The sequence below is a fragment of the Pseudohaemophilus paraphrohaemolyticus genome (genome assembly GCF_003253115.1).
Lineage (GTDB): Bacteria > Pseudomonadota > Gammaproteobacteria > Enterobacterales > Pasteurellaceae > Haemophilus_A > Haemophilus_A paraphrohaemolyticus_A.
Genome location: NZ_QEQF01000009.1, coordinates 53242 through 77600, shown reverse-complemented (window position 1 = coordinate 77600; position 24359 = coordinate 53242). Strand labels below are relative to the sequence as shown.

Genomic DNA, 24359 nt, shown 5'->3' with positions numbered 1-24359 from the left:
AAATTCTTAGAATTTTCGGAGAGAGTCTTATTCTCTATGTAAATATAATTTATACTATATGAAAAATCCCCTATCCCTCTGCATTCTTCGCCTCTCTGCGATTGGTGATGTTTGCCATACCCTTGCTGTTGTGCAAGCTATTCAACGCCAATATCCCGATGCGGAAATTATTTGGATTATCGGTAAAACTGAAGCAATGCTAATGCAAGATCTCCCTAATGTGACGTTAATTCCGTTTGATAAAAAATCTGGTTGGAAAGGTATCTTTACAATTTGGAAACAGCTTGCCCACAAGCGGTTCGATTTTCTGCTTAATATGCAAACTGCATTTCGAGCTTCTATTCTTTCACTTGGCATTAAAGCGGATAAAAAAATGGGATTTAACAAAGATCGAGCCCGTGAAATGCAGTGGCTTTTTACCAATCAAAAGGTAGAACAAACTGCCTCTCTGCACGTGTTAGATGGACAGATGATGTTTGCCAAAGCGATTGGCGTGACTGATTTAACCCCAAAATGGCAATTGCCAATTCCTGCGGAAACGGTTGAAAAAGCGAAACAATGGCTTGATCCAATGCGTAAAAATGTGGTGATTTCCCCTTGTTCCAGCAAGGCAGAAAAAGATTGGTTAATAGATCGTTATGCCGACATTGCCAATTGGTTGATAGCACAAAATATCAACGTAATTTTGGTCGGTTCTCCTACAAAACGTGAACTGGAAATGACCGCTTGTATTCAGCAAATTGCCCCAAATGTGCAGAATTTGGTAGGAAAAACGTCGCTAAAAGAGCTTGCTGCTCTCTTAAAATTAGCAGACTTAGTGATTTCGCCTGACACTGGTTCAGCCCATATTGCGAGTATTCAAGGTACACCTGTGATTGGGCTTTATGCGATTCACAATCCTCGCCGTACCTCACCTTACAATGATCAGCAAAATGTGATTTCTGTTTATGATGAAGCGGTGCGAACTTATTACGGTAAACCGTGGCAAGAGCTTTCTTGGGCGACCAAAGCTAAATCGAAAACGGGCGAGAATTTAATGGCTAGTATTTCGGTGGAAAGCGTGAAGCAAAAAGTAGTTGAAATCTTGGCAAGAAATCGGTAATTTATCTGTAATTTTAAGTTTACAATAAGTAAATAATAATAAACACAACATCAAGGATGAATTATGCCATTAAACCCTTTACGTGAAAAAATTGATCAGGTTGATCGTGAGTTGATAGCCTTACTTTCCGAACGCTTAAGATTAGTGGCGAAAGTGGGAAAAGTAAAATCAGAACACGGTATTCCCGTCTATGCACCAGAGCGTGAAAAAGCGATGATTGAAGCTCGCAGAACTGAAGCACAAACGCAAGGTGTACCTGCTGATTTGATTGAAGATGTGCTTAGGCGTGTGATGCGAGAATCTTACGCAAATGAGAATAAACACGGCTTTAAGAAAGTGAATCCGGATATTCAAAAGATCGTGATTGTGGGTGGGCTTGGTAAACTAGGGCGATTATTTAACCGCTTTCTAAGTTTATCGGGCTACCAAGTGGTAAGCCTCGATCAAAATGATTGGGTACAGGCTGACATCATTTTGGCGGACGCAGATCTTGTGCTTGTTTGTGTACCGATAAATAAAACGCTGGAAATGATTGAGCGCTTACAACCGTTTTTGACGGAAAAGATGATTTTGGCGGATCTCACTTCGGTGAAAGCACAGCCATTGAAAAAAATGTTGCAAGTACATCAAGGGGCAGTGGTTGGGTTTCACCCGATGTTTGGTCCAGATACGCCAAGTTTGGCAAAGCAAATAGTGGTTTGTTGCCACGGACGTGGGGCAGAGCAATATGAATGGTTATTAGAGCAGATCAAAATTTGGGGGGCAAAAATTGAAGTGATTGATGCTATAGAGCACGATCACGCAATGACTTATATTCAAGCTCTTCGCCACTTTTCGACTTTTATGTTTGGTTTGCATTTATCAGAACAGCCGATAAAACTTGAACAGCTATTAGCGCTTTCTTCTCCTATTTACCGTTTAGAACTCGCGATGATAGGGCGGTTATTTGCTCAAGATGGGGCGTTGTATGCAGATATTATTTCGGATAAACCTGAAAATCTCACGACGATTCAATCGTTAAAAGCAACCTTTGAACAGAGCTTAAAATTCTTTGAAGAAAAAGATAAAGCGGGCTTTATTCAAGTTTTTGAAAAGGTACATCACTGGTTTGGTGATTATTCCGAACAGTTTTTAAAAGAGAGCCAAGTATTGTTGCAGCAGGCGAATGATTATCGAAAATAGACTGAATTTAAGTAGAAGAAAACCCAACAAGGTTATGTCGGGTTTTCTTTATCTATCCAGATTATTTAAATTCGTAACGATGAATTGTTTTTAAATCTGAATCTTGTTTGTTTTCTTGGTCAGCAACAGTGACACGTGCTCCAACAGTTGCGTGTGAATCGTATTGACGTTTTAAAGTCACGATTTCACCGTTGTCTTTTTGAACGGTTAACTCAACAACATCTTTTGAGATGTCTTTGCTACTTAAAATAGTTGCATCACCACGGTTAGAGTAAACTTCAGCTGTACAAGCTGCAAGAACCATACTAACTAATACGGCTAACGAAAGTTTTTTCATTATGAATCCTTAAAATTGAAAATTAAAGTAAAGAAACGTTTAAATTCGAGTTAGAACCAACGAGTCTTACGCGTTTACCTGGTACGAAACCGTCTTCTTTTTTCTGAACAACTACGATTTCTTGACCATCATCTTTACGAATCGTCATTTCTAATGAAGAAACTTGACTCGCCTTTTCTTCGATTGTATTGCCTGCCATCGCACCTGCAATAGCTCCTACAGCAGTTGCAATCGCTTGCCCTCTACCGCCACCGATAGCAGAACCAGCAATACCACCTAATACACCGCCACCGACTGTGCCGATTACACCTTGATTATCTGCTTGGATTTTTACATCACGCACAGATACAATCGTACCGTAGCTAATTGCTCGAGCTTCTTTGGCTTGTGAAGCTGAATAGACGCTTCCGCTATAAATATCGGTGTTTGCACAACCTACCATCACAAAGCTAGAGAATAATGCAATAGCTAATCTAATTCTTTTCATATTGTACCCCAATAAGAGAAAGTTCAGAAATAATTTTCTGAACAAATAATATCATTTATACCATAAGGATGTAGTTTTAGACAAGAATGATTACCTAAAGTTGCATTCTTTACATTTATCGCAATAGTTGGATTAGGTAGTTGTTCACCTTCCACTTCAGGCTGACTAATTTTAATATTAAGTTTAGGATTCTCATTAAGTGCAAACATTTTTAGCACACGTTCAATCCATAAAACTACGCTCTCGCCTTGTTGCATCGGGATTACAGCTTCAATATGTTCCCACCCCTCTTGTGGATAAATTTTGCCTTTAGGGAAGGGAAGTTCTATGATTTTGACTTTTTGTCCACAAAAATCAACCGCTTGCGTTAGCTCAAACAGTCCAATTGGACGACCATTAACTTTACTTTCTTTAAGAATCTTTACATTTTCCACCAAAAGATTTCGCCATTTTTTAGCAGTTTCAAGTGTATTCATTCGAACTGCAAGATGATCGATTTCATATCGGCTGAGATCAATCCCTGCGATTTCTGCAATTTGCTGAATTTTTTGCTCGAATTGAGATAAATCACCAAAACAAGCGGTCATTTTCTCGTAAAAGTTTGCATTTTCAGGTATAATTTTGTCCATTTTTTGAATGTATATGCAATAGGTTAAAAAGTGAATATTCAGCAAATTTTATCAGATAAAATCAAGCAAGCAATGATTCTTGCGGGAGCAGACGAGAATGTTGAGCCGTTAGTGCGTCAATCGGGTAAGCCAGAGTTTGGCGATTACCAAGCGAACGGTGCGATGGGTACTGCAAAAAAATTAGGGGTGAACCCTCGTGAGTTTGCTCAGAAAATTTTGGATAACGTAAATTTAGACGGCATTGCGGAAAAATTAGAAATCGCAGGGCCAGGCTTTATCAACATTTTCTTGGATAAAGATTGGTTGGCAGCGAATGCAAATTCTGCATTGCAAGCGGTCAATTTTGGTATTCAAACTGCAAATCCGCAAACGATCGTGATTGACTATTCATCGCCAAACGTGGCGAAAGAGATGCACGTTGGGCATTTACGTTCGACCATTATTGGCGATGCGGTGGTGCGTACCCTTGAGTTTTTAGGCAACAATGTGATTCGTGCGAACCACGTTGGCGATTGGGGAACGCAGTTCGGTATGCTTATCGCTTACCTTGAAAAAATGGAAAACGAAAATGCCACGGCGATGGAATTAAGCGACCTTGAAGCCTTCTACCGTGCAGCAAAAGAGCATTACGATAGTGATGAAGCATTCGCAGAAAAAGCGCGTAACTATGTGGTGAAACTACAAAGTGGAGACAAATATTGCCGCACAATGTGGAAAAAATTAGTCGATATTACGATGCGCCACAACCAAGAAAATTACGACCGCTTGAACGTGACTTTGACCGAAAAAGATGTGATGGGTGAAAGCCTTTACAACCCGATGCTGCCAGAAATCGTAGCAGACTTAAAAGAGAAAGGTTTGGCGGTCGAAGATGACGGTGCATTGGTGGTGTTCTTAGAGGAATTTAAAAACAAAGATGGCGATCCAATGGGCGTTATCGTGCAGAAAAAAGATGGCGGTTTTTTATACACCACAACCGATATTGCGGCAGCAAAATATCGCTACGAAACCTTGAATGCCGACCGCGTTTTGGTGTTCTCCGACAGCCGCCAGGCACAACATATGCAACAAGCATGGTTGATTACCCGCAAGGCGGGCTATGTGCCAGACTCTTTCAGCCTTGAACACCCATTCTTCGGTATGATGTTAGGCAAAGATGGTAAGCCATTCAAAACCCGTTCAGGCGGCACGGTGAAACTGAAAGATTTGCTTGATGAAGCGGTAGAACGTGCAGACAAGCTCATCTCTGAACGCAGCCAAGAATTGAGTGTGGAAGAAAAAGAAGCAGTAGTAGAAGCCGTGGCAATCGGCTCGGTGAAATACTCAGATCTCTCGAAAAACCGTACTACCGACTATGTGTTCGACTGGGACAATATGCTGACTTTCGAAGGCAACACCGCACCTTATATGCAATACGCTTACACCCGTATTTGTTCGATTTTCGCCCGTAGTAGCATTGATGCAGACCAATTAACGGGAGAAATCGTGTTAACCGAAGAAAAAGAGCGCGAACTGGCGGTAAAATTATTGCAATTTGAAGAAGCCTTAAACGGCGTAGCAAAAGATGGTATGCCGCATATTCTTTGCCAATACTTATACGAATTGGCGGGGGCATTCTCGGGCTTCTACGAGGCTTGCCCAATTTTGAATGCGGAAGAGGCGGTGAAAAACAGCCGTTTACGTTTGGCGGCATTAACGGCGAAAACGTTAAAACAAGGTTTGGATCTGTTAGGGATTAAGACTGTAGAGAAAATGTAATTAGAGATCCCTCTCTTTTGCAAAGAGGGGTTAGGGGAGATTTTGCAAGCGGTGATTTTTTCACTGACATTTGTAAATGCGATATCCAACAAATCTCCTCCTCCCTTCTTTACTAAAGAGGGGGGGATCAAGAAAAGGAAACAAAATGAAATTTATTGATGAAGCCCTGATTCGTGTTGAAGCAGGCGACGGTGGGAATGGCTGTGTGAGCTTCCGCCGTGAAAAATATATCCCGAAAGGCGGGCCAGACGGGGGGGATGGTGGAGATGGCGGTGATGTTTATTTAATCGCAGACGAAAACTTAAACACCCTGATCGACTACCGCTTTGAAAAACGCTATGCCGCAGGGCGTGGAGAGAATGGGCGCAGTGCAGGTTGTACGGGGCATCGTGGTAACGACATCACATTACGCGTACCAGTCGGAACGCGTGCGATTGATAACGATACCCAGGAAGTGATTGGCGATTTAACCAAACACGGAATGAAAATGTTGGTAGCAAAAGGTGGCTATCACGGCTTAGGTAACACCCGTTTTAAATCCTCTGTAAACCGTGCACCTCGCCAAAAAACCAACGGCACCCCAGGCGAAAAACGTGATTTATTGCTTGAGTTAATGCTCTTGGCAGACGTCGGGATGCTTGGCTTACCAAACGCAGGTAAATCGACTTTTATTCGCAGCGTTTCTGCGGCGAAACCAAAAGTGGCGGATTATCCGTTTACTACGCTTGTGCCAAGTTTAGGCGTGGCTCGTATCGGTTCAGACCGAAGCTTCGTGGTGGCAGATATTCCTGGCTTGATCGAGGGGGCAGCCGACGGTGCAGGCTTAGGTATTCGCTTCTTAAAACACTTAGAGCGTTGCCGTATCTTGATTCACCTTGTGGATATTATGCCGATTGATGAGAGCGATCCAGCTGATAACGTGGCGATTATCGAGAGCGAATTGTTCAAATATAGCGAAAAATTAGCAGAAAAACCGACTTGGCTAGTGTTCAATAAAATTGATACGATGAGCGAAGAAGAAGCTCAAGAGCGTGCTAAAGAGATTGTTGAACGCTTAGGCTGGGATGGGGATTATTACCTTATTTCGGCTGCAACAGGTCAAAATGTGCCTGTATTAACGCGCGATATTATGGACTTTATTGAAGCCAACCCACGTGAAGTGGAAGAAGAAAATAAAGAAGCTGATGAAGTGAAGTTCAAATGGGACGACTACCATCAAGAAGCGATGCAAAACGTGATTGAAGAAGACGACTGGGACGACTTCGATGACGATTGGTCAGAAGAAGACGAAGAAGGTGTCGAGTTCGTTTATACTAATCGATAATTGGTAAATTAGATGAAAAAGAAGACTGCTTGCGAGCGGTCTTTTTAATAGGAAAAAATGCAAATGTTAAATAGTCAATTTTGCGAAATTTTTGATATTCCCTTCTTTCAATTTGCCCAAATGAAAAAATATTGCCCTGAGGATATTCCGAGCATCAAAGCAAAATACAAGGCGAATTGGGAAGTGTGGAAAGCGTTGAGCCTTGATGTTTATCGAAAATTGGGAATGCCATTTGCCGAGCCCCATATTGAGCGTTGGTGCAATGGTTGGCAAGTTCGTGCTCATTTTTTTACCTTTTATAAGTATGAATTTAACCAAAATTCAGCGGTAATTTTATCGGTTATTTTGAACCGCAGACGGTTGCAAGTTAGTCTTGATTGGCATTGTTATCGTGCGGATCGTTCCCAAGTTAAATTGCCACAATATCAGCAATGGTGGGAAAATTTGGATCGAGAAAAATATCAAGATTTTGAGATTTGGCAAGGTAATGAAAGTGAATATGCTGATTTCAAAAAGTTGAAAGAACTTGATGATTTAATGCTAGAAGATCTAGAGGCTTATTGGTGCATCGGTAAAAATGTTGAGCGGAAAGATTTGGCTAAAATTGATGTGGCAGAATTTATTTTGCAAACTATTCAAGAATTATTACCGCTTTATGAAGCCTGTCATCGGTAACAGATAAATAAAAGGCGAGAATATCTCGCCTTTGTGTTGTTTTATGCTCTTACGCTTCTTCGGAACTTTCAGAAAAACGCTCGATGGTTGCACCTAAACCACGTAATTTTTCTTCAATGTGTTCGTAGCCGCGGTCGATGTGGTAGATACGATCCACGATGGTTTCGCCTTCAGCGATACAGCCTGCTAACACTAAGCTGATTGAAGCACGTAAGTCGGTTGCCATCACTTCAGCGGGTTTTAATTTTTCTACACCGTGGCAAATAGCGGTATTACCTTCAATTTCGCCTTTTGCACCCATTCGGTTAAGCTCCGGGATGTGCATAAAGCGGTTCTCAAAAATAGTTTCGGTAATGCGGCTTGTGCCTTCAGCAATCGCATTTAACAGGGTAAATTGCGCTTGCATATCGGTTGGGAAACCAGGATGTGGCATTGTGCGAATATTCACCGCTTTTGGACGCTGTCCTTTTGAATCAAGCGTAATGGTATCTTCTGTTACCGTCACTTCCATTCCAGCTTCGCGTAATTTTTCAATTACAGCTTCAAGCGTATCTGCTTTAGTGCCATGGCACGTGATTTTACCGCCAGAAACCGCTGCGGCGATTAAGAATGTACCCGTTTCGATACGGTCAGCAACAATGCGATGTGTGCAGCCTGTTAAGCGTTCAACCCCTTCAATGGTAATTGTGCCTGTGCCTGCACCTGAGATTTTTGCCCCCATTGCATTTAAGAAAATTGCAGTATCCACAATTTCTGGCTCGTGTGCTGCATTTTCGATAACCGTTGTCCCTTCTGCAAGTGTGCCCGCCATCATCACAGATAAGGTCGCCCCCACGCTGACTTTATCCATATAGATTTGAGCACCATGTAGGCGTCCATTTGAGGTCGCTTTCACATAGCCTTCGTCTAATTCAATGGTTGCGCCCATTTTTTCTAAGCCTGCAATGTGCATATCAACAGGACGAGCACCGATAGTACAGCCGCCTGGTAATGACACTTGACCCTCGTGGAAGCGAGCAACTAACGGTGCTAATGCCCAGATAGAGGCACGCATTGTTTTCACTAATTCGTAAGGTGCGATGTAGTGATCGATATTGCTTGCATCAATATGTACATCGCCATTTTCTGCACGCTCAGCCACAACGCCTAATTTACGTAATATTTTAAATGTCGTATCCACATCTTTTAATACGGGAACGTTGGTTAAGGTGACGGGTTCAGTAGCAAGGATTGCTGCAAAAAGGATCGGTAGCGCAGCATTTTTAGCTCCTGAAATATTGACTGAGCCGCTCAGTGTAGCAGGTCCAGTAACACGGAATTTTTCCATTGTTTTTCCTTAATAATTGATTTTTGTGGCAAGTGCGTTATTTTTATTTTTATGTAGGTGCGTGTTGCACACGCCCATTGACATCACTTAATTTTTTCAGACGTGTGAAACACGTTTCTACAATAATGCGATGCAAAAAACAGATGATTAGATAATTATCCCGCCATATTCAACAAGCGTTCTTTTTTCCATTGCTCGGTTGAGAACACTTTGATGGTTAAGGCGTGAATAATGTTGCTTGAGAAAAGCTCGCCAAGTGGTGCATAAACCGCTTGTTGCTGTTTTACCCGAGAAAGTGCAGCAAGGGTATCGCTTACCACAATCACGCCGAAGTGTGAGTTTTCACCTTGAATGTGGATTTCGGTTGCATCAGTGAGGTGTTCTTTTAGTAGATTTTCGATTTGAGTGAGTTCCATAAGTTGATCGGGATCCTTAGGCATTAATAACATTTTGATTCTCGTTTGGGATATATGGCTTAATCCAGTCGCTTAAACCGTAAAGTTCAGCAAGTGTTTTAATCACTTCAGGCAAGTGAATTAAGCCATTCTTTGTCTGTTTTCCGTAATGGTTTAATAATTCAGTGAGGAAAGCAAAGCCAGCCGAATCAATACGTGCAAGTTGAGCTAAATCCCAATAAAGGGCTTGATTAGCATTGGTTTGTAAAAAAGAAGCACGTTGCTCCCATAATGGGCGCAACGTGGCACGAGTTAATTCGCCTTTTAATTGCACTACTTGGCTTTCATTGTTCTGAAAAACACTCCATTGTAATGTTTTTTCGGGCTTCATACTATTATTTTTTAGAAAGTGTAATCGGTTGTTTTGCAGATTGTGCAACTTGAGCGGTTAATGCATCAATACCTTGCTGACGCAAAATGCCACTCCACTCATTTTGTTTGGTTGCTACCATACTTACGTTTTCTGCAGCCATATCATACGCTTGCCATTCGCCAGTACGGCTGTTTTTGCGCCATTTGAAATCAAGTTTGATTGGTGGCGCATTGTTAGCTGAAATCACATTGACGCGAATAGTCACAATAGATTTTCCATCCGTCGGTTTTTCGCTTTCGATTTCTACTTTTTGATCGCTATATTGCGTTAATACTTGTGCATAAGATTGTTCAATGAATTGACCAAACGCATCAAAGAATTTTTCGCGTTGTGCTTCGCTTGCAGATGAAAGCGATTTACCTAAGACTAATTGACCTGCGTATTTTACGTGTACGTGTGGCATTAAGTCGTTGCGTACGATGGTACGCAAATATTCAGGGTTTGATTTAATTTTTCCTTGGTTAGCTTTGATGTCACTAAACAGTTTATCTGCTGTTTGCTGCATCAATACATAAGGGCTCGTTTCTGCAAATGCTTGGCTTGAGAACAAAGTTGCTACAGAAAGAAAACCTGCAACGATGATTTTTTTGATTTGTTTTAACATTAAAAACACTCCATAGAGAAAGTTAATTTATTTGCAAGCGGTAAATTTTTGTAAATATTTTACCGCTTGTAAGATAAAAATTAAGGTGTAGCAGGTGTTTCTGCTTTTTCACCTTCAGTTTTTGGTTCAGCATCTGATGATTTTTTGTCGCCATACAGGAACTGACCGATTAAATCTTCTAACACCATTGCCGAGTTTGTATCAGCAAAGCTGTCGCCTGATTTCATATATTCCGTTTCGCCTTCCATCATAAAGCCAACGTTTAAGGCAATGTATTGTTCGCCTAATAAACCTGAGGTTTTGATAGAGAGTGAGCTGGTGTCTGGAATTTTGTTAAATTCTTCATTAACCGCTAAGGTTACTTTTGGGGTGTAGCTTTGTTCGTCTAGCTGAATATCTGAGACACGACCAACCACTACGCCACCTACCTTAATTGGTGCTCGCACTTTTAGTCCGCCGATATTATCGAAAGTTGCGTAAAGAGTGTAAGTTTTTTCTGAGCTAAAACCTTGCACGTTGGCAACTCTAAGCCCTAAAAATGCCAAGCCTAATAAGCCGAGTAGCACAAATAAGCCTACCCAAAATTCATATTTAATTGATTGACGCATTGTATTTCCTTTTATTCAAATGGATTAACCACCAAACATAATGGCAGTTAAAATAAAATCTAAGCCTAGAATCACTAATGAGGCGTGCACTACAGTTTTAGTTGTTGCTTGGCTAATACCTTCCGAGGTTGGTGTGGAATCGTAGCCATTAAACAACGCAATCCAAACCACGGCCAAAGCAAAAATCACGCTTTTTACAAAGCCATTAACTAGGTCGCTTACGTGAACAGAATTTTGCATTACCGCCCAGAAGCTGCCTGAATCGACACCTTTCCAATCGACACCCACAAGCGAACCGCCCCAAATACCAATTGCGGTGAAAATCACGGCAAGGATTGGCATAGAAATCACCCCAGCCCAAAAACGCGGTGCGATAATTCGGCGAAGTGGATCAACTGCCATCATTTCAAGGCTAGAAAGCTGTTCGGTCGCTTTCATTAAGCCAATTTCTGCGGTTAATGCCGATCCTGCTCGCCCTGCGAAAAGTAAGGCGGTGACGACTGGTCCAAGTTCGCGTAGTAAAGAGAGCGAAACTAACGTACCTAAGCTACTTTCTGCCGCGAAATCGACTAATACCACATAGCCTTGTAAGCCTAACACCATTCCGATAAATAAGCCTGAAAGCATAATAATCAGCAAGGATTGTACACCGACTACGTGCAGTTGCTTGATTAAAAGTGGCGTATGTTTGCGAAATTGTGGCTTACCAATCAATGCACCCCATAGCATAAAAGCAGCACGCCCGAATGCACGGATAAATTGGATAGTTGAAGCCCCAATTTGAGTAATAAAGTTAATCATTAAACAAATCCTCTACATAATCTTTGGCTGGATAATGAAAATGCACAGGACCATCGGCTTTACCTGCTAAGAATTGCACCACTTGCGGATCTTGGCTTTGCATCAATTGTGCTGGCGTGCCTTGTGCAATCACGGTTTTGTTTGCCACAATGTAGGCGTAATCGGCAATACTTAGCACTTCGGTCACATCGTGCGAAACCACAATCGAGGTTAAATTTAGCGCTTGGTTGAGTTTTTTAATTAGCTCAACAATCACGCCCATACTGATCGGATCCTGCCCTGTAAAAGGCTCATCATACATAATTAAATCGGGATCTAAGGCAATTGCACGTGCGAGCGCCGCACGGCGAGCCATACCGCCAGAGAGTTCTGATGGCATTAACTGCGCTGCACCGCGCAAGCCGACCGATTCCAATTTCATTAACACCAATTTTCGAATAAGCTCTTCGGGTAAATTGGTATGTTCACGAATAGGATACGCAACATTGTCGAAAGTGGATAAATCCGTAAATAACGCCCCCGATTGGAAAAGCATTCCCATTCGTTGGCGGATTTGATAAAGCGTTTTATTTGATGCGGTGCAAACATTTTGCCCATCAAATAAAATCTTGCCCGATTTTGGCACTAGCTGCCCACCAATTAAGCGTAATAAGGTGGTTTTACCAATACCAGAAGGACCCATAATTGCTGTCACCTTACCTTTCTGCACTTGCAGATTGAGATTGTCGTAAATCACCCTCTCCCCTCGTTTAAAGGTGAGGTTGTTTACTTCAACCAGGTTTTCAGTGTGTTGCATTGAATTTAATACCTTTCTTAAATACAAAAATAAAGGTGGATTATACTCCACCCAACGAAATAAAGCCAAAATGCTTTTTATTTTTCAAATAGCGGTCAAATTTTTAGAAAATTTTGCAATGTTTAGAACTCTCTAAAAATTTTTCTGTCCTATCAGACACGAGCAAGGCGTGAGAGTTCATTTCGCCTTGTTTGTGGGATTCACTCTCGTAGCACGGTATTTTTGCCCACCCTACGAATAATTAGGAAACAAAGCAAATATGAAAACATTAAAAAAATCAATTATCACAGCATCAATTTTAGCATTAGGCATAGCATCAATGCCCGCTAAAGCAGAAATCAACCTTCCATTTATTTCAGCAGTTGCAGGTCAAACTAATAACAACCAAGCAATGCCATCTTTAGCAGATATGTTAGACAAAGTACGCCCAGCGGTGGTGAGTATTTCTGTGGAAGGCAAAGCGAAAGATGGACAATCTCAAGGTCGCAGCCGTATGCGTGATTTACCCGAAGAATTTCAATTCTTCTTTGGCGATATGTTTGGCGACCGTTTTGGCGACGATGCAGCTCCTCGTCAATTCCGTGGTTTAGGTTCTGGTGTGATTATTAACGCAGAAAAAGGTTATGTGATTACCAACAATCATGTGATTAAAGATGCTGATAAAATCACCATCCAATTAGATGATGGTCGTGAGTTTAAAGCAAAATTGGTAGGCGCTGATCCGCAGTCTGATGTCGCTTTAGTGCAAATCGAAAATCCCAAAAATTTAACTGCATTAAAATTTGCTGACTCTGATAAATTACGCGTGGGTGATTTTAGCGTGGCAATCGGTAACCCATTCGGTTTAGGTCAAACCGTAACTTCAGGGATTATTTCTGCATTAGGTCGCTCAACAGGTAATGCAGATGAAGGCTATCAAAACTATATTCAAACCGATGCAGCAGTAAACCAAGGTAACTCTGGCGGCCCGTTAATCAACTTAAAAGGCGAATTGATTGGTATCAACACCGCGATTATTTCACCAAGTGGTGGTAACGCAGGTATTGCTTTTGCAATCCCATCTAATATGGCAAACAGCCTTGTGCAACAAATTATTGAATTTGGCGAAGTAAAACGCGGTATGCTTGGTATTAAAGGGGGTGAATTAAACGCAGACTTAGCCAAAGAGTTTGGTGTAGATGCGCAACAAGGTGCGTTTGTTAGCGAAGTATTCCCGAAATCAGCAGCAGATAAGGCAGGCTTAAAAGCAGGCGATGTGATTACCGAACTTAATGGTCAAAAATTACATAGTTTCAGCGAATTGCGTGCGAAAATCGCAACCGCAGGTGTAGGCAAAGATATTGAGCTAACCTATTTACGCGATGGCAAAATTGCAAAAACAAAAGTGACGCTTCAATCTGAAATTGGCAGCACAGGTTCTGTAACAGATTTATTGCCAGAATTGAAAGGTGCGGAATACACAAACCAAGATGAAAAAGGCGTGAAAGGCGTTGCAATTACCAAAGTTGAAAAAGGATCATTAGCCGAAGCACGCGGGCTGAAAAAAGGCGATTTAATCGTGGGGGTAAACCGTCATCGTGTTGAAAATATGAGTGAATTACGAAAAGTATTAGGTGAAAAACCATCGGTGGTTTACTTAAACATTGTGCGTGATGGCGCGAATTTCTTCTTGATGGTTCAATAATGACCCTTTTCTATAACTGATAATATAGCAAAATCTAGATGGAGCGTTAATTTTTAACGCTCCATTTTTCATGGAAAAATAAGGTAATAGAATCACGCTCTTATTCATAAACTACAATAACGCATTGAATTTTGGTAAACTTTTGCCAATTTTTGACCGCTATTTGATCTGCACCCCAAAACCTGGATACCTAATTTGAGGTGCAGATTATGTCCTACTCTTATCAATTTCGTTTGAAAATTATCAAACTCGTCATCGAACAGGATTATGGTATCCGTGAGGTGGCTAAACTTCATCAAATTTCCCACGCTCTCGTCATTTATTGGCTAAAAGCATTTCGGGAAAGAGGGCTTGATGGCGTAAAATCGCCTCATACAAACCTTCAAACCCCGAAAATAGTGAAGCCAAAAATGAAAAAGAAAGACATTGAAACTCCAGAGACCACAGACTTTTCACCTAAAGCGTTTAAAAAGTTACAGAGAGAGCTCGCCTTAGCTCGAGCGGAGATTGCTTACCTAAAGGAGCTGGAGGCGCTCGACCGTCAAAAACAGCGACAGAAAAAAGAAAAATCATTGAAAGCTTGAAGCCAGACCGCGCGTTAAATGATTTACTTCGTGTGGCTAAAATGCCTCGCTCAAGCTTTTACTATAAAGAGATTAAGCGAGATTATCACGAGGTAAAAGAGGCTATCTTATCGCTGTATAAAAAGAACAGAAAACGAGATGGTTATCGCCCTATGACGTGTAAATTACGCCAAATGGGTTTTCATTTGAATCATAAAACGGTGTTAAAGCTGATGAACGAGTTAGGTATTCATTCCATTTTACGCAAGCAAAGACATGGAAAACAAGGAAAAACATCGCATATTGTCCTGAATTTGCTGAATCGTGATTTTACCGCAACGGCACTCAATCAAAAATGGGTAACAGATGTCACGAAATTTCATGTTGGGCAAGAAAAGCTTTATTTTTCACCGTTGATGGACTTGGCTAACCGAGAAATTATTGCCTATAACTTTGCGACACGCCCGAAGTTTTCATTGGTAAAAAAGATGTTAGAACAAGGGCTTAGTCGGCTTAAACCGACAGAATGCCCGATTATTCATAGCGACCAAGGTGTATTGTATAACTCGGCAGAATGGAGGAAAATGTTGGAGGGTAAAGCAGTGCAAAGTATGAGCCGCCGAGGAAATTGCTACGATAATGCGGTGATTGAAAGCTTTTTTTCGATACTAAAATCAGAGTGTTTTTACTCACGGAGTTATCATTCAATTGCTGAATTACAGGCTGAAATTGAAGAATATGTAGTGTATTACAACCAAAACCGAATTAAACTTGGTTTAAAAGGATTGAGCCCAGTACAATACCGAGCTCAATATTTAAGTTAACTAACCTGTCCAACTTTTGGGGGGCAGATCAGTTTTTCTTTTAAGAAGAAAGCATTACATTTTCGGGTTTTCCATTGTTTTTGCTTTTTTCTTCATTTCTTTTGTTTTCATATCATCAGATTGCATTCCTTCTGATTTCATATTATCCATTTTCATGTCGTGAGATTTCATATCATGAGATTTCATATCATGAGATTTCATCATTCCATCAGATGCCATTTTGTCGTTTTGCATTGGCATAGCGTCTTTTGTCATCGGCATGGGATCTTTTGCCATCGACATTTCATTAGATTTCATATCGGTCGCATAAAGACTGTTTGCGAAGAAAAGTGCAGCAATAGCAGTAAAGGTTGTTTTGCAGTAATATTTTTCATTTTGAATCTTCCTTAATTTGTGAATAATTAACGTTATCTAGAAAGGTCTTCCCCTTTCATTCCAAGAAAAAACTATGGAAACCGGAATTTCCGATAAAGAACTGACACAAATTAGAGAGCAAATGCTGAAATTTGCCACATTACAGGTGAATAATCCTGTATTAGCTGAAGATTTAGTTCAAAAAAGTTTTTTGAGTGCATTTAACAATCTCGAGCACTTTAAGCGACAAGCGGCATTTAAAACCTGAGTCTTTGTTATCTTAAAAAATAAAATCATTGATTTTCTTCGCCAGAAAGGCAAATTAATGCTAGAAACCGAAATTGAAGATGAAGAACAAACCAATCATTTCTTTGATGAAGGTGGACACTGGAAAGCTGAACATTCCTCACTTGATCTTGAACAGAGCGAGAGTGCGGTCTATTCTGAAGAGTTTTGGCTGATTTTTGAAACTTGTTTGACTTGCCTACCGGCCAAACAAGCCAAGATTTTTATGATAAGAGAGTTTTTGGAATTATCTTCCGAAGAAATTTGCCAAGAAAATCAACTAAGTATAAGTAACTTGCACACGACACTCTATCGTGCCCGCTTACAACTTCAAAACTGCTTATCTCATAAACTTTAAGGAGTGACTTTATGAAATGTCGCCAAGCAACTCGCCTCATATCAGATGCTCAAGAACGCCAATTAATGACCAAAGAAAAAATTGGGCTCAATCTTCATCTTTCCATTTGTACACATTGTCGTAAATTTCAACGAAATTGTGGCACATTGAGAAAATTAATGAAGGATTTCAAAGGATAAAAAAGCGGAAGACAACTTCCGCTTGTAAATTTAAGCTTTATATATCGCACATAACGCTCCAAGCTAGAAAATCAAGCTTTTAGCATTTTAGTTTTACTACGTCCAAACTGAAAGCCATACATATCAATCAACTTCGCTTTTGAATAATAATATTTTGTTTCATTACCATCAAAATCAAATACCTTACGTTCTTTGCTTAATTGATCTATATCCTCTTTATTTTCTTTATAAAATTTAGAGATAATATCTAAAGATTTTTCATTTGGGATACTAAAGCCACAATCTTTTCCGGCTATATCACTAAACGTTTCTTTAAAAAAACGATCATACGCCGGAATGATAGCAAAAACACCTAATAATACCTTTGTTACTAATGTAGTAGCTTGATGTTTCTCATTTTTTAAAAGATATTTTTTAGCATTAGCATATAAATTCAAAATCTCTTTTTTCTTACTGTCATAGTGCTCAACATCAATTATCCAAATATCTAACGGTTGAGCATAAATCCAGTTAACTAAATCCTTTAAATAAGCAGGGTTTTTCTGTAGTAAGAAGCTAGAACCACGCAACATTCCCCAACTTGCTAAATAACTCCATAGCACTTGACAGCTCTTTTCTACATCAAACTCACCATTTTCTTTTGATAAACGAAAATATGAATAACAAAAATCAAAGCTATAATAGCGGTGATGCATATCTTGCGATTCATTATCAAATAAAGCAATAACTTTATGAATATCTCTTTTCATACGTAATCACCAATTAATATTTTCCTTCATATAAATCTACATTATTTGTTTCAACTTCTGGTGGATAAGGAGTAATTCTATTCAGTGGAGTTGAATAAATAAAAGCTATTAATGCTGTGATAATAGCTACACCGATTGAAAGCAAAAATAAATACCATCCATCAAATTTTAGCCATTCTATTTGAGATACAGCATTAAACAATTCTTTCAATGAATCTAAATTTGCTCCGAGTGTAGCCCATTCAATTCTAACCTGATATGTTAATTGTAAATACACGTAACCCAGCCCATAAATCACCAAGCCCCAAAAAGAAGCAATGCTATATTGCAAGCTTTTATTTACACTTTTCCAACGTTCTTGAGGCAAATATATTAATTCATATAATTGATCCCAAGCATTATTTTTTTCCAGTGTAGCCTTATCAAAATCAGCCTTAAGTTTTTTCCCCGCTTTACTTCTTGTACTAATTGAACCATCTTTATTTACAGAGATATCTAACTCTTTAACAGTCTCTTCAATATTTCTAAGCTTATGATAGTTTACTCTCCAAATTTCATCATAAAACTTCCAAGTATCTATTGTACGAGAATCAAGCCAAAAATCATCATAAGTACCTTTTAATGGTCTAAGATGCTTGGTATTTTTAAAAAATTTGCATAGTGAATACACAAGAACAATAAACAAAATAATAGGGGTAATAAAAATAATTAGAATGAAAGCAATTAACATTACGCCACTACTATCGCTAGATGATTTTTTCCTTTTTGCCATTTTTAACCTTTAATGTAGTCTTATCCTATTATTTAATTTAATTCAGTACTCTCAGTAGGCTCAAATTGTTTTATCAACTTTGGAGGAGTAGAAAAATCATGGTATTTACACCCCCAACGCATTAAACCACAAGCAACAGTTCCACCACCTACAGCCGCAGCTGATGAAACCTTAACTTGCTGTTTTTTAATTGCTGAATTACAGGCTGAAATTGAAGAATATGTAGTGTATTACAACCAAAACCGAATTAAACTTGGTTTAAAAGGATTGAGCCCAGTACAATACCGAGCTCAATATTTAAGTTAACTAACCTGTCCAACTTTTTGGGGGCAGATCATTCTATTTATGTTTTATTCGATATTCTATCCTAAACCTTCCCAATCACCAATGCCAAAATCCCTGCGGCAATTAACGGTCCAACAGGAATCCCACCGAAAAATGAAACACCAATGACCGTGCCAATCATTAATCCCGTAACTAGAACCGGTTGGGTTGCCATTAAATCAACGCCTTTGCCGGCAATCCAAGCGACGAGTACGCCGATAGCAATCGAGGCAAACATTTTCCAATGCACAAAATAAGAAAGTTCAGGCAGTTGAATTTTGCCAGAAACAAGCGGGCTTAATACGCCAAGTGTGAGGATAATAATCCCGATTTTTAAACCGTATTGGTCAATCCAAGGAATATATTTTGAAAGGAGCGTTTGTTGCATAATCAATAACACCGCCGCAGAAATGGTAATCGCATTATTGTGACTAATTACGCCTAAAATCAGCAACACAATGAGCAAGAGGGCAATCATATTAAATTGTAATGACATAATCATTCCAGATGTGAAAAATAAGGGGATAAATTATAGCAATTTATCCAATTAGTGTGTTTTTTATTTCCGACGAAAACGATAAAATAAAGAGAAATTGATTGATTATTTTTGAGGAATGTTATGTCGAGTGTTGCCAGTCCTGATCTGATTAAAACGGTGATTCTGCTTGCCTCAAGCGTCACTATCGTACCACTTTTTAAACGTCTTGGGCTAGGTAGCGTATTGGGCTATTTGGTGGCAGGTTGTTTGATTGGTCCATCTGTCTTTGGCATTATCCAAGATCCTGCGGCTGTCGTGCATTTAGCCGAATTAGGTGTGGTGATGTTCCTCTTTATTATTGGGCTAGAAATGCACCTCGAACGCCTTTGGGCGATGAGAAAAGCCATTTTCGGACGCGGTCTCTTGCAAGTGGGATTTTGTGGCTGTTTGCTGACCTTTGCTGGCATTTATCTGCTTAATCTTTCCAAAGAAGTTGCTTTTATTGCGGGAATGGGCTTTACCCTCTCTTCTACTGCTATTGTTATGCAAACACTCGAAGATCGCTGTATTACTAGCACGCCGAAAGGGCAGCGTGTGATTTCTACCCTCATTTTTGAAGACTTAGCTATTGTGCCACTTTTAGCATCCGTTGCCTTTTTAGTGCCGAACTCAGCCAATGCGGAACACGCAACTGATTGGACTTCAATTGGCATTGCTCTTGCGGCGGTTGTAGGTTTAATCGTTTCGGGCAAATGGTTGATGAACCCACTATTCCGCTTAATTTCTAAAGCTCACGTGCGAGAAATGATGACTGCAGGGGCGTTGCTCGTTGTACTTGGTGCAGCGCTAGCAATGGAGCTTGGCGGGCTTTCAATGGCAATGGGGGCATTTGTTGCAGGTGTAATGTTGTCAGAATCAGCATTCCGTCGCCAATTAGAAGCAGATATTGAGCCATTCCGTGGCTTATTGCTCGGGCTTTTCTTTATGGGCGTGGGTATGTCGCTTGATTTAAGCCTTGTATTTAACCATCTCTTTTTATTGCTCGGTATCGTCTGCCTCTACATTTTAGGCAAAGGCTTAGCGGTTTATTTAGTTGCACGTTTAACGCGTTTAAAACATCGCGAAGCCTTTGGACGTATGGCATTGCTTGCACACGGAGGCGAATTTGCGTTTGTACTCTTTTCCGCAGCAACTTCGGCTGGCGTAATGTCAGCTCACGAAAATGCGACTTTTACGGCAGCGGTGATTCTCTCTATGCTCTTTTCACCCTTGATCACCCAGCTTGCTCGCAAGATGGCTCAACGAGCAGAAAATAGACAGAATATTGCACAAGATACCAGCGATCTCGACCCGATTGTGGATTTAGAAGACACCGTGTTGGTGCTTGGATTTGGTCGTTTCAGCCAAATTGTCTGCCAAACTTTACTACTTCGTGGTATCAATGTTGCTGTGATTGACCGCAATATTGAAAATATCCGAGCTGCCGCAAAATTCGGTTTTAAAGTGTACTACGGTGATGGTATTCGATTAGATGTGCTCCACGCCGCGGGCATTGAAAAAGCCAAATGCGTGGTTATCGGGATCAACGATACCGACCGCATTGAAGCAATTGTAAGCCAGTTAAAAGAGGCTTACCCAAAATTACCCATTTTAACCCGAACTTACGACCGCCAAACGACGGTAAGCCTTATTAAGAAAGATGTGGATTTTATCGTACGTGAAACGTTTGAATCTGCCTTAACCCTAAGCCGTGCGACCTTAATGAAACTGGGTATTAACCAAGTGGAAGCGGATGAAGTGATTGCTGAAGTTCGTTCACTTGACCAAGATCGTTTAAATGAAGAGGTTCTGCACGGCTTTTCCTCCGAAATTGTGAAAAAATATTGGACACCAAAACCCTTCATCAAACCGCATTGTGATGCTAAAGCCTTGAATGAAGAGGCTGCAGAGATTTTGGAAGAAGAGAAAAAGGAAATTCGCAAAGAAGAGGAAAAATAATACCGCTTGTAACCACAGGCGTTTTCTCAAATAGACAAAGAGGCTGATATTTGTAGTAAATATCAGCCTCATTTGTTAATGATGTTTAGATTTTTTTTACATTTACTGCAGATAAACCACGATCTGATTTTTGCACTTCGTATTGTACTTTGGCACCTTCTTCTAATGTGCGGTAACCGCCGTTGTTTTCAATTGCTGAGAAGTGTACAAAAATATCTTCACCGCCTTGCTCTGGTGCGATAAAGCCGAAACCTTTGGTTGCATTGAACCATTTTACTGTGCCGATTAATGCTGACATAGTGTTTTCCTTCTAAAAATAAATCAAAATTGCTAAAGAGAGATGATGGACAACTAAAACACTCTCATTTTTGAGAAGAAAAGCGATCACATTAAGTCGCAAAAGCGTGTTGATTAGACCATTTATTCACTAAGAAAGCAAATGTTATTTTTGAGATAGGAAAGAGCGTGGAAAATAATCTGAACTTTTCCGTTAAAATGATTGACCTATTTACACGAAAAATTAGGTAAATCTATGGACGAAGCGGGTTAAATAAAATATAGTTACCACCTTAAGTCTTATGCTATCTAACCCCTTATTTTCAGTTAAAAACGGAAGAAATTATGTCTGAACAAGAAGTACAAGCAGCAGTTGAAACTAGTGAAAAAGCTTCAAACACGAATAAAGTAAATCCACCTGTTAAAGAAGTTATTGCCTATTTAGCAGAAAAATTCCCGCTTTGTTTTAGTGTGGAAGGTGAGGCAAAACCAGTTAAAATCGGTTTATTTGAAGATTTGTCCGCAGCATTAGCTGACGATGAAACCGTAAGCAAAACACAGCTTCGTCAAGCATTACGCGGTTATACAATGAGTTGGCGCTATCTTGCAGCGTGTAAACCAAATGCAGTACGTGTAGGTTTACAAGGCGAAGAAGCAGGTATTGTTGATGAACAACAAGCAGAACACGCAGCACAAACTTTAGCACAATCTCGTGAATCGGTGGCAGCTCGTAAAGCAGAACAGCGTAAAGCACAACGTAAAGAGTTCTTCAAAAAACAGAGAGATGAGCAAAATAAAACGGCTCGTAAATTTACGCCAAAAGCGAAGAAACCAGCCTCTAATGCTCCTGCAGCATCAGCAGAAAGTTTAGCTGCATTAGCAACAAAATTTGGTCGATAATTTTATTATTTCCCTCTCCCCTTGTGGGAGAGAATTATTATTTAAATAGCATCTTTATAGCATATCAGGACAAGCATGAAACTCAATAAAGTAAGCCGTTTGATGGCGTTATTCACAATGGGACTTTTTGTGAATAGTAGCTTTGCGGTTGAACCTCAAATCAAAGAAAATGCGTTAGTGATTCCAAAACCTAACGATCAGCATAGCATTTCTACCAAACGTGTTACCGCTCGTTTAACCCAATCTCATTACGAAAAATTCAAATTAGACGATGAATTTGCCAGCAAGATTTTTAATCGCTATATCGACTTTTTAGATCCTGCACACAATACTTTCTTGCAATCAGATGTTGAAGAGATGCGTGCAAAATATGGAACTAAGTTAGATGATCAGCTCTATGCAGGCGAATTGAGTGCTGCTTTTGATATGTATGATTTAATGACTAAACGTCGTTATGAACGCTATAAATATGCTCTTTCTTTATTGGATAAAGAACCTGATTTAAAAGTTAACGATCAAATTGAAGTTGAGCGTGATAAAGCACCATTCCCGAAAACAACGGCAGAGGCAGATAAACTTTGGGAAGAACGTGTCAAAAATGACATTATCAATCTCTATCTCAAAGAGAAAAAATGGCCTGAAATCAAGAAAACTTTGGTGAAACGCTATGATTTAGCGATTAAACGTCTCACGCAAATTAAGGCTGATGATATTTTACAAACTTATTTGAATGCGTTTGCACGTGAAATCGATCCGCATACGAGCTATTTATCACCTCGTGCAGCTAAAGCGTTCCAAGAGAGTATGAACCTCTCACTTGAGGGCATTGGAGCAACGCTTTCAATGGAAGATGATATTACTTCTATCCGTTCACTTGTACCTGGTGCACCTGCTGCTCGCAGTAAAAAAATCTCAGTGGGTGATAAAATCGTGGGTGTGGGTCAAGGCGAAAAAGGAGAGATTGAAGATGTTATTGGCTGGCGATTAGATGATGTGGTTGATAAGATCAAAGGTAAAAAAGGCTCGGTGGTTCGTTTAGAAATTGAACCAGAGAAAGGGGGGAAAACCAAAATTATCTCTTTAACTCGTGATAAAGTTCGTATTGAAGACAGTGCGGCTAAACTTAGCATGGATAAAGTTGATGGTAAAAATATCGCTGTGATTAAAATTCCTTCTTTCTATATTGGCTTAACCAGCGATGTGCGTAAATTATTGGCACAAATGAAAGAGAAAAAAGCGGACGCTCTCATCATTGATTTACGCGAAAATGGCGGTGGTTCTTTAACGGAAGTAATTGAATTATCTGGTTTATTTATTAAAGAAGGACCTGTTGTGCAGGTGCGTGATGCTTTCAATCGCATTAAAGTGCACGAAGATCCTGAGGCGGATAAATCGATCTATGACGGCAAGTTGATGGTGATGATCAACCGCCATAGTGCTTCCGCTTCAGAAATTTTTGCGGCAGCGATGCAAGATTATAACCGTGCAATCATCGTAGGGCAACAAACTTTCGGCAAAGGGACGGTGCAACAAAGCCGCTCATTGAATTTTGTATATGATTTGGATAAAGATCCGTTAGGTTATATTCAATATACCATCCAAAAATTTTACCGCATTAACGGTGGCAGTACGCAATTAAAAGGGGTAGATGCGGATATTAAATTCCCTGAAATCATCAATGCCGCGAAAACGGGTGAAAGCTTTGAAGATAACGCCTTGCCTTGGGATAAAATTCCTGCTGCAAATTATCAAGAAGCAGGGCACGCTCGGGATGCGGTTGAGACTTTAACCCAAAAACACGAGGAACGTGTAGCGAAAAATCCAGAATTTATCGTGGTGAATGAAGATATTACGATTCGTAAAGAGCGTGATGAGCGTAAATTTATGTCGCTTAATTTAGCTGAACGCCAAAAAGAGAATAAAGAGGACGAAGATCGCCGTTTGAAAAACTTAAACGAACGCTTTAAACGTGAAGGTAAAAAAACGCTCAAAGATATTGATGCATTACCAAAAGATTACGAAGCACCTGATTTCTATTTAAAAGAAACCGAGCAAATGATGGTTGATTGGTTAGAAATTGATAAAAAAGCGTAAACTCTTTATAATATTGTAATCTTACTAAGCCGCTGAGGTAAAACCAACAAGCGGCTTAATTTT

26 protein-coding genes and 3 pseudogenes are annotated in these 24359 nt (G+C 40.1%); 14 read left to right on the top strand and 15 right to left on the bottom strand.

The features are described 5' to 3' along the window. Positions 1–58 precede the first annotated feature (58 nt). Positions 59–1102: a glycosyltransferase family 9 protein gene (locus DPV92_RS08590; protein WP_111354509.1), complete on the top strand. Its 1044-nt coding sequence runs from the start codon at positions 59–61 to the stop codon at positions 1100–1102. 60 nt (positions 1103–1162) lie between these two features. Next, on the top strand, positions 1163–2284 hold the full coding sequence (gene tyrA, locus DPV92_RS08585) for a bifunctional chorismate mutase/prephenate dehydrogenase (RefSeq protein ID WP_111354508.1): 1122 nt from the start codon (positions 1163–1165) through the stop codon (positions 2282–2284). Between the two features lie 61 nt (positions 2285–2345). On the opposite strand, the gene DPV92_RS08580 is transcribed toward tyrA, so the two are convergent. Genes DPV92_RS08580 through DPV92_RS08570 form a run of 3 tightly spaced genes read right to left on the bottom strand, consistent with a single transcriptional unit; the run spans position 2346 to position 3737 of the window. Beyond that, a complete protein-coding gene (locus tag DPV92_RS08580; RefSeq protein WP_111354507.1) occupies positions 2346–2621 on the bottom strand; it encodes a deoxyribose-phosphate aldolase in 276 nt (91 codons plus the stop codon). A 22-nt stretch (positions 2622–2643) separates the two neighbouring features. Next, positions 2644–3108, bottom strand: coding sequence for an outer membrane lipoprotein (locus DPV92_RS08575; protein WP_111354506.1), 465 nt, complete (start codon positions 3106–3108; stop codon positions 2644–2646). Positions 3109–3131: 23 nt separating this feature from the next. After that, entirely contained in the window at positions 3132–3737 is a 606-nt protein-coding gene (locus DPV92_RS08570) for a VOC family protein (protein WP_111354505.1), read from the bottom strand. A gap of 30 nt (positions 3738–3767) precedes the next feature. On the opposite strand from DPV92_RS08570, the gene argS reads away from it, so the two are divergent. From argS to DPV92_RS08555, 3 genes are all read left to right on the top strand, one after another. Further along, positions 3768–5495: an arginine--tRNA ligase gene (gene argS / locus DPV92_RS08565; protein WP_111354504.1), complete on the top strand. Its 1728-nt coding sequence runs from the start codon at positions 3768–3770 to the stop codon at positions 5493–5495. Positions 5496–5640: 145 nt separating this feature from the next. Beyond that, complete coding sequence (gene cgtA / locus DPV92_RS08560; protein WP_111354503.1) at positions 5641–6819, top strand: Obg family GTPase CgtA; 1179 nt, start codon at positions 5641–5643, stop codon at positions 6817–6819. A 63-nt stretch (positions 6820–6882) separates the two neighbouring features. Beyond that, positions 6883–7494 (top strand): HI_0552 family protein, encoded by a 612-nt coding sequence (locus tag DPV92_RS08555; RefSeq protein ID WP_111354516.1) that lies wholly within the window; start codon positions 6883–6885, stop codon positions 7492–7494. A 49-nt stretch (positions 7495–7543) separates the two neighbouring features. Here the strand turns inward: DPV92_RS08555 and murA are convergent, their stop codons facing one another. From murA to mlaF, 7 genes are all read right to left on the bottom strand, one after another. Further along, the gene (gene murA, locus DPV92_RS08550; protein WP_111354502.1) at positions 7544–8821 is read right to left on the bottom strand and encodes a UDP-N-acetylglucosamine 1-carboxyvinyltransferase; all 1278 of its coding nucleotides are present in this window, start codon (positions 8819–8821) and stop codon (positions 7544–7546) included. 155 nt (positions 8822–8976) lie between these two features. Further along, positions 8977–9237 (bottom strand): BolA family protein, encoded by a 261-nt coding sequence (locus DPV92_RS08545; protein WP_005709627.1) that lies wholly within the window; start codon positions 9235–9237, stop codon positions 8977–8979. A 16-nt stretch (positions 9238–9253) separates the two neighbouring features. Further along, the gene (locus DPV92_RS08540; RefSeq protein ID WP_111354501.1) at positions 9254–9607 is read right to left on the bottom strand and encodes an STAS domain-containing protein; all 354 of its coding nucleotides are present in this window, start codon (positions 9605–9607) and stop codon (positions 9254–9256) included. 4 nt (positions 9608–9611) lie between these two features. After that, entirely contained in the window at positions 9612–10253 is a 642-nt protein-coding gene (gene mlaC / locus DPV92_RS08535; protein WP_111354500.1) for a phospholipid-binding protein MlaC, read from the bottom strand. 80 nt (positions 10254–10333) lie between these two features. Further along, positions 10334–10861 carry an outer membrane lipid asymmetry maintenance protein MlaD gene (gene mlaD / locus DPV92_RS08530; protein ID WP_111354499.1) on the bottom strand — a complete coding sequence of 176 codons (528 nt, stop codon included), beginning with the start codon at positions 10859–10861 and terminating at the stop codon, positions 10334–10336. A 24-nt stretch (positions 10862–10885) separates the two neighbouring features. Continuing rightward, positions 10886–11662 (bottom strand): lipid asymmetry maintenance ABC transporter permease subunit MlaE, encoded by a 777-nt coding sequence (gene mlaE / locus DPV92_RS08525; protein WP_005707442.1) that lies wholly within the window; start codon positions 11660–11662, stop codon positions 10886–10888. Then, positions 11655–12458 carry a phospholipid ABC transporter ATP-binding protein MlaF gene (gene mlaF / locus DPV92_RS08520; RefSeq protein ID WP_111354498.1) on the bottom strand — a complete coding sequence of 268 codons (804 nt, stop codon included), beginning with the start codon at positions 12456–12458 and terminating at the stop codon, positions 11655–11657. Before mlaF ends, mlaE begins: the two co-directional genes overlap by 8 nt. Before the next feature lie 259 nt (positions 12459–12717). Here mlaF and DPV92_RS08515 point away from each other — a divergent pair, with 259 nt between their 5' ends. The 3 genes and pseudogenes from DPV92_RS08515 to DPV92_RS08505 form a co-directional block, all read left to right on the top strand. Continuing rightward, positions 12718–14142 carry a DegQ family serine endoprotease gene (locus DPV92_RS08515; RefSeq protein ID WP_111354497.1) on the top strand — a complete coding sequence of 475 codons (1425 nt, stop codon included), beginning with the start codon at positions 12718–12720 and terminating at the stop codon, positions 14140–14142. A gap of 209 nt (positions 14143–14351) precedes the next feature. Beyond that, positions 14352–14726, top strand: a complete 375-nt coding sequence (locus DPV92_RS08510) for a helix-turn-helix domain-containing protein (RefSeq protein ID WP_111354496.1) — start codon at positions 14352–14354, stop codon at positions 14724–14726. Then, a pseudogene (locus tag DPV92_RS08505) lies at positions 14690–15529 on the top strand (IS3 family transposase); the annotation flags it as partial. The gene DPV92_RS08510 and the pseudogene DPV92_RS08505, both read left to right, overlap by 37 nt. Positions 15530–15583: 54 nt before the next feature. On the opposite strand, the gene DPV92_RS08500 reads toward DPV92_RS08505, so the two are convergent. Then, positions 15584–15826 (bottom strand): hypothetical protein, encoded by a 243-nt coding sequence (locus DPV92_RS08500; RefSeq protein WP_225791980.1) that lies wholly within the window; start codon positions 15824–15826, stop codon positions 15584–15586. Positions 15827–15977: 151 nt separating this feature from the next. Here DPV92_RS08500 and DPV92_RS08495 point away from each other — a divergent pair. Together DPV92_RS08495 and DPV92_RS08490 are read left to right on the top strand one after the other, a co-directional pair. After that, positions 15978–16526: pseudogene (locus tag DPV92_RS08495) on the top strand (sigma-70 family RNA polymerase sigma factor). Between the two features lie 11 nt (positions 16527–16537). Next, positions 16538–16705, top strand: coding sequence for an anti-sigma factor family protein (locus tag DPV92_RS08490; protein ID WP_111354493.1), 168 nt, complete (start codon positions 16538–16540; stop codon positions 16703–16705). Between the two features lie 71 nt (positions 16706–16776). Here the strand turns inward: DPV92_RS08490 and DPV92_RS08485 are convergent, their stop codons facing one another. Both DPV92_RS08485 and DPV92_RS08480 read right to left on the bottom strand, forming a co-directional pair. Then, positions 16777–17454 (bottom strand): hypothetical protein, encoded by a 678-nt coding sequence (locus DPV92_RS08485; protein ID WP_111354492.1) that lies wholly within the window; start codon positions 17452–17454, stop codon positions 16777–16779. 13 nt (positions 17455–17467) lie between these two features. Then, the gene (locus DPV92_RS08480; protein ID WP_111354491.1) at positions 17468–18226 is read right to left on the bottom strand and encodes a hypothetical protein; all 759 of its coding nucleotides are present in this window, start codon (positions 18224–18226) and stop codon (positions 17468–17470) included. A gap of 198 nt (positions 18227–18424) precedes the next feature. Here DPV92_RS08480 and DPV92_RS09950 point away from each other — a divergent pair. Then, positions 18425–18532 (top strand): annotated as a pseudogene (locus DPV92_RS09950) (IS3 family transposase); the annotation flags it as partial. Between the two features lie 61 nt (positions 18533–18593). Here DPV92_RS09950 and DPV92_RS08470 read toward each other — a convergent pair. Further along, the gene (locus DPV92_RS08470; protein ID WP_111354489.1) at positions 18594–19046 is read right to left on the bottom strand and encodes a DUF441 domain-containing protein; all 453 of its coding nucleotides are present in this window, start codon (positions 19044–19046) and stop codon (positions 18594–18596) included. 123 nt (positions 19047–19169) lie between these two features. Here DPV92_RS08470 and DPV92_RS08465 point away from each other — a divergent pair, with 123 nt between their 5' ends. Further along, positions 19170–21026, top strand: a complete 1857-nt coding sequence (locus DPV92_RS08465; RefSeq protein ID WP_111354488.1) for a monovalent cation:proton antiporter-2 (CPA2) family protein — start codon at positions 19170–19172, stop codon at positions 21024–21026. A gap of 85 nt (positions 21027–21111) precedes the next feature. Here DPV92_RS08465 and DPV92_RS08460 read toward each other — a convergent pair whose 3' ends face one another. Further along, positions 21112–21324, bottom strand: a complete 213-nt coding sequence (locus tag DPV92_RS08460; protein WP_005709600.1) for a cold-shock protein — start codon at positions 21322–21324, stop codon at positions 21112–21114. Between the two features lie 323 nt (positions 21325–21647). Between DPV92_RS08460 and proQ the strand changes: the two genes are divergently transcribed. Then, a complete protein-coding gene (gene proQ / locus DPV92_RS08455; protein WP_111354487.1) occupies positions 21648–22202 on the top strand; it encodes an RNA chaperone ProQ in 555 nt (184 codons plus the stop codon). Positions 22203–22277: 75 nt separating this feature from the next. Further along, positions 22278–24296, top strand: a complete 2019-nt coding sequence (prc, locus tag DPV92_RS08450; RefSeq protein ID WP_111354486.1) for a carboxy terminal-processing peptidase — start codon at positions 22278–22280, stop codon at positions 24294–24296. The last annotated feature ends 63 nt before the right edge of the window (positions 24297–24359 follow it).

Bases quoted from the DNA above. Each gene is read 5' to 3' on its own strand.
- DPV92_RS08590 (WP_111354509.1), top strand. From the start codon at position 59: ATGAAAAATCCCCTATCCCTCTGCATTCTTCGCCTCTCTGCGATTGGT.
- DPV92_RS08580 (WP_111354507.1), bottom strand. From the start codon at position 2,621: ATGAAAAAACTTTCGTTAGCCGTATTAGTTAGTATGGTTCTTGCAGCT.
- DPV92_RS08575 (WP_111354506.1), bottom strand. From the start codon at position 3,108: ATGAAAAGAATTAGATTAGCTATTGCATTATTCTCTAGCTTTGTGATG.
- DPV92_RS08570 (WP_111354505.1), bottom strand. From the start codon at position 3,737: ATGGACAAAATTATACCTGAAAATGCAAACTTTTACGAGAAAATGACC.
- cgtA (WP_111354503.1), top strand. From the start codon at position 5,641: ATGAAATTTATTGATGAAGCCCTGATTCGTGTTGAAGCAGGCGACGGT.
- DPV92_RS08555 (WP_111354516.1), top strand. From the start codon at position 6,883: ATGTTAAATAGTCAATTTTGCGAAATTTTTGATATTCCCTTCTTTCAA.
- murA (WP_111354502.1), bottom strand. From the start codon at position 8,821: ATGGAAAAATTCCGTGTTACTGGACCTGCTACACTGAGCGGCTCAGTC.
- DPV92_RS08545 (WP_005709627.1), bottom strand. From the start codon at position 9,237: ATGGAACTCACTCAAATCGAAAATCTACTAAAAGAACACCTCACTGAT.
- DPV92_RS08540 (WP_111354501.1), bottom strand. From the start codon at position 9,607: ATGAAGCCCGAAAAAACATTACAATGGAGTGTTTTTCAGAACAATGAA.
- mlaC (WP_111354500.1), bottom strand. From the start codon at position 10,253: ATGTTAAAACAAATCAAAAAAATCATCGTTGCAGGTTTTCTTTCTGTA.
- mlaD (WP_111354499.1), bottom strand. From the start codon at position 10,861: ATGCGTCAATCAATTAAATATGAATTTTGGGTAGGCTTATTTGTGCTA.
- mlaE (WP_005707442.1), bottom strand. From the start codon at position 11,662: ATGATTAACTTTATTACTCAAATTGGGGCTTCAACTATCCAATTTATC.
- mlaF (WP_111354498.1), bottom strand. From the start codon at position 12,458: ATGCAACACACTGAAAACCTGGTTGAAGTAAACAACCTCACCTTTAAA.
- DPV92_RS08515 (WP_111354497.1), top strand. From the start codon at position 12,718: ATGAAAACATTAAAAAAATCAATTATCACAGCATCAATTTTAGCATTA.
- DPV92_RS08510 (WP_111354496.1), top strand. From the start codon at position 14,352: ATGTCCTACTCTTATCAATTTCGTTTGAAAATTATCAAACTCGTCATC.
- DPV92_RS08500 (WP_225791980.1), bottom strand. From the start codon at position 15,826: ATGAAATCTAATGAAATGTCGATGGCAAAAGATCCCATGCCGATGACA.
- DPV92_RS08490 (WP_111354493.1), top strand. From the start codon at position 16,538: ATGAAATGTCGCCAAGCAACTCGCCTCATATCAGATGCTCAAGAACGC.
- DPV92_RS08485 (WP_111354492.1), bottom strand. From the start codon at position 17,454: ATGAAAAGAGATATTCATAAAGTTATTGCTTTATTTGATAATGAATCG.
- DPV92_RS08480 (WP_111354491.1), bottom strand. From the start codon at position 18,226: ATGGCAAAAAGGAAAAAATCATCTAGCGATAGTAGTGGCGTAATGTTA.
- DPV92_RS08470 (WP_111354489.1), bottom strand. From the start codon at position 19,046: ATGTCATTACAATTTAATATGATTGCCCTCTTGCTCATTGTGTTGCTG.
- DPV92_RS08465 (WP_111354488.1), top strand. From the start codon at position 19,170: ATGTCGAGTGTTGCCAGTCCTGATCTGATTAAAACGGTGATTCTGCTT.
- DPV92_RS08460 (WP_005709600.1), bottom strand. From the start codon at position 21,324: ATGTCAGCATTAATCGGCACAGTAAAATGGTTCAATGCAACCAAAGGT.
- proQ (WP_111354487.1), top strand. From the start codon at position 21,648: ATGTCTGAACAAGAAGTACAAGCAGCAGTTGAAACTAGTGAAAAAGCT.
- prc (WP_111354486.1), top strand. From the start codon at position 22,278: ATGAAACTCAATAAAGTAAGCCGTTTGATGGCGTTATTCACAATGGGA.